The sequence below is a fragment of the Sphingomonas sp. CFBP 8760 genome, assembly GCF_014841615.1.
Lineage (GTDB): Bacteria > Pseudomonadota > Alphaproteobacteria > Sphingomonadales > Sphingomonadaceae > Sphingomonas.
Map to the genome: position 1 here is coordinate 43,166 of NZ_JACYUG010000023.1, position 6,663 is coordinate 49,828.

Annotated in this window: 6 protein-coding genes; 2 read left to right on the forward strand and 4 right to left on the reverse strand. The window is 61.4% G+C overall.

From position 1 onward, the window contains the following. Positions 1-97: 97 nt before the first annotated feature. The 3 genes from IFT82_RS18340 to IFT82_RS18350 form a co-directional block, all read right to left on the reverse strand. On the reverse strand, positions 98-1,444 hold the full coding sequence (locus tag IFT82_RS18340; protein WP_192129575.1) for an insulinase family protein: 1,347 nt from the start codon (positions 1,442-1,444) through the stop codon (positions 98-100). A 272-nt stretch (positions 1,445-1,716) separates the two neighbouring features. Continuing rightward, entirely contained in the window at positions 1,717-2,628 is a 912-nt protein-coding gene (locus tag IFT82_RS18345; protein WP_192129576.1) for an alpha/beta hydrolase, read from the reverse strand. A 232-nt stretch (positions 2,629-2,860) separates the two neighbouring features. Continuing rightward, positions 2,861-3,571 (reverse strand): GNAT family N-acetyltransferase, encoded by a 711-nt coding sequence (locus tag IFT82_RS18350; protein ID WP_192129577.1) that lies wholly within the window; start codon positions 3,569-3,571, stop codon positions 2,861-2,863. A 240-nt stretch (positions 3,572-3,811) separates the two neighbouring features. Here IFT82_RS18350 and IFT82_RS18355 point away from each other — a divergent pair, with 240 nt between their 5' ends. Both IFT82_RS18355 and IFT82_RS20610 read left to right on the forward strand, forming a co-directional pair. Then, complete coding sequence (locus IFT82_RS18355; RefSeq protein WP_192129578.1) at positions 3,812-5,605, forward strand: ABC transporter ATP-binding protein; 1,794 nt, start codon at positions 3,812-3,814, stop codon at positions 5,603-5,605. Between the two features lie 259 nt (positions 5,606-5,864). After that, positions 5,865-6,425, forward strand: coding sequence for a GIY-YIG nuclease family protein (locus IFT82_RS20610; RefSeq protein WP_207105834.1), 561 nt, complete (start codon positions 5,865-5,867; stop codon positions 6,423-6,425). Positions 6,426-6,480: 55 nt separating this feature from the next. Here the strand turns inward: IFT82_RS20610 and IFT82_RS20615 are convergent. Next, positions 6,481-6,663, reverse strand: a 183-nt coding sequence (locus IFT82_RS20615; protein ID WP_207105835.1) for a hypothetical protein, incomplete at its 5' end; no start/stop codon positions are given.

A 6,663-nucleotide genomic window follows, 5' to 3' on the forward strand; every position in this document is an offset into this window, starting at 1 on the left:
AAATAGCTGCGCAGCATCGTTCCCGCAACGAACGACTAGCGAGACGACGCTGGCATTCTTGGAATCGATGGGATTTCAGGAAAGATGGCCCCTCAATTCAGTGCGCTTTGCAGTTTGGTGTGCTACTCGCTTCATTGGCTGTCACCCGGATCGCGCTCACCGGATCAGACACTTTAGCGAATTCAGGTCCCTCCACCCGAAGGTGTTCGACGCCGCTGCCCCATTGCCGACGCCACCACCTGTTACCCGATCGCACGTCTATTCGGGGGAGCGTGTCTCGAGCGTAGCGAAGCATTTCGTCAGGCGGGATCAGGCTCCGTCCATCAGCGAGTGCGTGCGACAATTCCTTCGCCAAGTCCACATTCGCGACCTTCGGCATATCCGCTGCGCGCCGATCCAGGTCGTTCGTCAGACTGAGTTTGGCTGCTTCCCACTCGTCCGCAGTGAAACCAGAGACGGTGAGGTCACACGTGACCCTTTGCAAATTCGCGACGGCTGGTTCCCAGAGGCCCTCGGCATAGTTGTCCCAAAGCATGATCTGGCGCTGACCTTGCTCCCCGTTCTCGATAAACATGCCGACTTTCCCAGCCGGATTGGCGGGCTGAAGGGTGCTGAGGCGGTTGTTCACAGCACGCGTGACCAGGAGGTCCATCACTTCAGCTTGCGCCTGACGATCGCGCGACGAGGGAGGCACTGGGGTCGGCATGACGACGGTCACCAACGCGGTTCGACGTCCCTGCGGAAGCGCAGAAAAGCTGATCGGACGAATGTGGTCACGCTGGAACGTCGGGAAAGGAGCGGGGTGAGACGTGGGCGTCAAAGGCGCCCAGTTTCCAAAACGCTTGTCGATCAGCGTCTTCAGGTCATCGACCTTCACGTTGCCGACGACTACAATCATCATGTTTTCGGGGCGGTACAGGCGACGATATAGGCCACGAATGGTATCGATGTTCGCGGTCGACACATCGTCAGAGTTCTGCGCATCGATCACGTCATTCGGCGAGCCCGGCGCGACCGCGGCGATGTAACTGGCGTAAATCTCGTTGCCGAGCTTCTTGTCAGCCATTTCCTGCATGACCGAGATACGCTGACCATCTACCGTATCAGGTCTGAACGTCAGGTCGGAAGCGGCTTCACGAAGTAGGGCCAGAATGCTGTCAAGGTCGCCGGTCTGTGGTGTCTTGCTTGACAGAAAGTAATTGCTTTCCCGCCAGCTCGTTGTCGCCACATGGGGAGCGGGAAGTGTCAGTTGCAGACCGACGCGGGTAAAATGATCGGGGTCATCTGGAGACCCCACCGTCGGACTGTGGAAGACGACGTGCTCGATCAGATGTGCCAATCCCCGTTCACCGGGCCGACGTTCGGCGATGAAGCCGCCTTCGTTGCGCATGAGCAACGCGACACCGGATTCTTGGCTCTGCCGGGGCAGGATCGCAAACCTCACGCCGTTCGCAAGACGTCCGATCAGGGGCTTCCCCCAACTGAAAGACGGACTGTTCGTGGGCTCCGCACTACCACTGGGAGGGGCCAACACCCTATCCTGCGCAATCCCGGAAGAGGGAATGGCGAGCAAGGGGGCAAGGATCAAGTGTATTGCCGCTTTGCCGCGCTTCCACATGTCTACGCTCCGCCTCTCGAACCGGAACGTAGATGTGCGCCTTTTGAGGCAAAAAGGTGACTCGCGCTTGGTGTATGCGCTTTTGATCGACCTTTCGATCAGAAGCGGCCAGCGAGACGCCTCGGCTGCTTGCGTGCTTCGATCCATGTCGCGGCATCGTCAAGCACCTGATCCATGTGGTTGGTGCCATCCGCCGTGCGCATGAAGTGATCCAGCTCGGCCAGTTCACGATACTCGACATTGGTCTTGCCCGCGTTGCGCGCCATTTCGTAACCCGCTCGCGCAGTGGACACGGGTGACGATTGGTCGCGAGCGCCGTGGATCAGGAGAACAGGCACAGTGGATTGTACTAGGCTTCTGGCGGGTACGATATCGACGGCATCGTCCCACCAGCGATAGCTCAATCCTCCCCACCGCCCTTGTCCTGTCGGACGTTCGTGGGCTGCTGCGAAGACGGCAGGCGCCTCGGCAGCCATCGCCGGCGGCACCGCCGCGCGGATCAGCTCCCCAACCGGAACACCGGTTCCCGACGACAGAACGATCACGGCTTTTGCTTCCGGCACCAACGGGGCAAGCAGGGCCGCCACCGCGCCGCCCTCCGAGCCGCCGAAAATCACGATTCTCCTGTTCCACCAAGACTGTCTCCGCAGGTCAGCGATGACCCGCAAACAATCCTGGACACGCAGGCTGAGCGTATATTGATCCCAGTATCGCTGTGAGCAGCCATCGACGACCGGCGTTCCGTCGTCGCTCCCCACGCCCACCTTGTCGATCAGCAAGGCTCGGTCTCCGGGTCGAAGTATGCCAGCGGCGTGACGCAGGTTCGGCTTGCTTGAAACGGCTTCGCATCCGGTTCCCTGCATAACCAGAACGACGCCCGACGAACGATGGCGGGTTTCGCCCAGCCAGTAGGTGATCCGACTTCCATCCGGGCGCTCGACGCCATGTTGCGTCAGCGGTGCCGTATCGGCCAAAGGGACGGCCAGTGCGAGTAGAATGGCGGCAATCATATCCCACTGGTTCTAGCAAACCGGCGGGCATCCAAAAAGGCGTGAGCCTTCCCGATTGGGAACGGCGCGCGGGGCAAGGGGGGGGTGTCCGATGCCGGGCGTGGAAGGTCAGAGCACCCATTTTCTCAAAATCTATTCCCGATTGGCTTTTCCCGAAATGGTCGGGTGGTGACGCCAAAATGGGAAAGCCGGCACCGGGGAAACAGCTGCCCCTCATGCTGCCTATCTGTGTTCAGGAAGCGTCCGAGGCCACTACCCATTTACCGAACAGGGTAAGGTCGCACGCCTTCGCCAAAGCGACGGAAGCGTGGTTGTCGATCTGGCAGCGATACTGAGGCTCATAGCCCTGCTGCCGTGAATGCCGATTGATCGCCTGCACGACGGCCCGCGCGTAGCCCTTGCCCCTGACATCAGACAACGTCAGCACCCCGAGGTCCGCGATCCGGCTGTTCTGCCATGGAAGCGCGCTGGCGGCGCTGACCAGGCGATCGCCATCGAAGCAACCGAAGACAGCCCAGTGATCGAGCTCGACATAGGCCTCCTCCAGATCCTGCTCCGACGCCTCCGTCTGAAAGGCGTCGAATGCCGCGCGGTCAGCGTCAGTAAGTTGACGTAACGCCTTCGACTGATCAGCTGCTGATGCCGTGTCGCCAGCAAGGTAAAACAGGAAATCGGGATCGTGGAAAATGACGCCCGCTCCGGTCAATCGATCGCGCAAACCCGCGACCGTCATCATTCCCGCTGCATCAATGCCGATCACTTCGGCCAGTTCGGGCGTAAGGGCCGCGCGCGTCGAACCATCCTGCCCCTCCAGGATCATCGCCGGGCGCCTGGGGCTCAGGGTCGGTACCACCGTCAGCGTGACATCGCCTTCCGTATCGACGCGGCGGCCGTCGAATGCTTCGTGCCAATAATCTAGGATTGCGCGCGGGAAGCCGGTCATGGCGCACGATAGCACCGTGCATGCGGTGCCGGTAGTTTTCGCCGAGGCGATCGGCTATCGGCGATGCCGTCCAGCGATTCACGAAAGGAGGGCGACGATGACCGATCATACCGCGCCCATTCGTGGAGTAATTTGGGTCGGCGGCATCCTCCTGCGCCACTGACGCTTCCGGTCACGAACACGACCGATACCCATCATCGCTGATATGAGGGCCACGCGAAGTCGCGTGGTGATGTTTCCATGACGGACGACGACGAAGACCTGTTTCCGCGCGTCTCCGTGCTGCGCAAGGTGTTGGCTTTCACCTTCCGGCTTTGGGCACGCGCGCCGGTGCTGGCAGCCGCCTGTGCTACAGCAATGCTGCTCGGCACCCTGACCGAGGTATTCGTGCCGCTTTATGCCGGGCGGATGATCGATGCCGTTGGCAGCGGCGATGCAGGACCCGCCTGGCGCGCGTTCGCGGCCATCGCGTCGCTTGGCGGTGCGATGGTCGTGCTGCGCCATCTCGGCTGGTGGGCGATCACGCCGCTGACGCTCGGCATGATGCGCGACGTGACGCAGGAGGCGTTCGCACGCGTCCAGCGGCTGTCGACCGACTGGCATGCCAACGCCTTTTCCGGCTCGACCGTGCGGCGGATCACGCGCGGCATGTGGGCGCTCGACACGCTCAACGACGTGCTGCTGCTCTCACTGCTGCCATCGCTGACCGTACTGGTCGGGACGGTGATCCTGCTGGCGGCGCACTGGCCGCTGCTCGGGCTGGTGATGGGCATCGGCGCGCTCGCCTATATCGTGCTGACGGTGGGGCTGGCGACCCGCGTGCTGGCACCGATCGCGCGGCTGTCGAACCAGTGGGATACGAAGATGGGCGGCGTGCTGGCCGATGCGATCGGCACCAACGCCGTCGTGAAGGCCTTCGGTGGCGAGGCAAACGAGGAAGCGCTGCTGGCCCGGACCGTCGCCAAGTGGCACCGGCGCACGCGGCGGACCTGGATGGCGTTCACCTGGGCGGGATCGGGGCAGCTCGCATTGCTCTGGCTGATCCGCATCGCTGCCACCGGCGTGGCGCTATGGCTGTGGTCACGCGGGCGGGCGAGCGCCGGGGACATGGCCTATGTCCTGACCAGCTATCTGGTGCTGAACGGCTATCTTCGCGACATCGGCCAGTACGTCCACCAGCTCCAGCGCTCGGTGAACGAGATGGAGGAACTGGTCGCGCTCCACGACGAACCACTCGGCGTCGCCGATCGCGTCGATGCGCGTCCAATCGCGATCAAAGCCGGTGCGATCCGTTTCGAGGACGTGACCTTCCGCTATGCTGGACAGGACCGGCCGCTCTACGAGCATCTGGCCGTGACCATCCCGGCCGGTCAGCGCGTCGGACTGGTGGGACCGTCGGGGTCGGGCAAGACCAGCTTCGTCAAACTTATCCAGCGCCTGTACGACGTGGATGCCGGCCGGGTGACGATCGACGGGCAGGACGTAGCGCACGCGACGCAGGCTTCTCTCCGCAAGCAGGTCGCCATCGTGCCGCAGGAGCCGGTGCTGTTCCACCGAACGCTGGCCGAGAATATTGGCTATGGCCGAGCCGATGCGACCCAGGCGGAGATCGAGGAAGCGGCGCGGCTAGCCAACGCGCACGACTTCATCATGGCGCTGCCCAAGGGATACCGCACCCCGGTTGGCGAGCGCGGGGTGAAGCTGTCGGGGGGTGAGCGTCAGCGCGTTGCGATCGCCCGCGCCTTCCTCGCTGATGCACCGATCCTGATCCTGGACGAGGCCACCTCCAGCCTCGATTCCGTATCCGAGGCGGCGATCCAGCAGGCCATGGAGCGGCTGATGGTGAACCGCACCGCGATCGTCATCGCGCACCGGCTATCGACGGTCCGGGCACTGGATCGGATCCTCGTCTTCGCGAATGGACGGATTGTTGAAGACGGCATGCACGACGCTCTCCTGCGAGCGGACGACGGGCATTATCGCCGCCTGTTCGAGCGGCAGGCGGGAACAGCAGCGCCGTCGATTGCGGTGTAACGTTTGGCGCTGCCTGTCGCGAAAATGCGGAGGTTTGGGCGTGGGGTATGTCGACGATTTCCTACCGGCGGAACGTCTGAATGTGGGTGGAGAATGGCCTGACCGCTTTTCGGCCGCGACCGGCTTGATCGGCCCTTCGTTCATGTAGCGGCCTAGCGGGCTTTCGCCCCGCGCTGCGGCAGATCGCACACAGCCTGCTTGAAGCTGGCAGTCAGCCGTGGGATGACCTTACCTGGGTTGGTCGATCTTCTCCAAGGAAGTGCCGGCGATAGTTGAAGTCTATAAGTGCGCAATCACACCAGCGCATGCCTTGAGAGCTGAAGTGCTGGAGAGCTGGATGGTTTATGTCGGAGCATGCCGGATCTGCGGCGAAGCCATGTACCGTAATTCGCTTGGTCTTCTCGAATGTAGTAATCCGAGTATCTGCCCTAATAGGCCCCCTTGGCCAAGCAGGGTCGGAGCCGAACGTTCTAATATCTACGTCATGGCGAATTTGATCCAGCGAGTCTGTAAAATAGGTCGCTCCGGTGATCCGGAGCGACGGCTGGCGAACTTACGTACCGGGTATCCTGGCGATCTAAATCTCTACTACTCCAAGCCGATTTTTGGTAACAGGGCGCTTTTCGACAAAGTTGAGTTGGACTCCCGGATTATAGCATTGTACTATATGGGTAAGAGTTATGAAAAAGATTGGGTCTTTGATATAGAGCCTGCGGAAGCAGCGAGGTGTGTTGATATTTCGTTTGAGATCAACTTCAGCGAAACCTGGCTTATCGAGGGAGCAGTCTGCGAAGGCAGGTCGCCGACGTTTTCTAGCTGAGTACGGTTCACCCTAGTATGCCGGATGCGCCCGGCGGATGCAGATAGTGAGCTAGTCAGCTCACCCCCCCTAAATAGCTCTTGCCGTCGACATGAATAAATGTCCGCTTTCGGTGTTGCGGATCGGCAATCCGAGCGTCTTTTGTTGGGCGGCAGCCGAACGGCAGCTTTTCAGGAAGCAGGACACAGATGGTTCGGTTTGTCTGCACAGGCTCGCGGCTTGGATAAGTGGACTGCCG

Bases quoted from the DNA above. Each gene is read 5' to 3' on its own strand.
- IFT82_RS18345 (WP_192129576.1), bottom strand. From the start codon at position 2,628: ATGATTGCCGCCATTCTACTCGCACTGGCCGTCCCTTTGGCCGATACG.
- IFT82_RS18350 (WP_192129577.1), bottom strand. From the start codon at position 3,571: ATGACCGGCTTCCCGCGCGCAATCCTAGATTATTGGCACGAAGCATTC.
- IFT82_RS18355 (WP_192129578.1), top strand. From the start codon at position 3,812: ATGACGGACGACGACGAAGACCTGTTTCCGCGCGTCTCCGTGCTGCGC.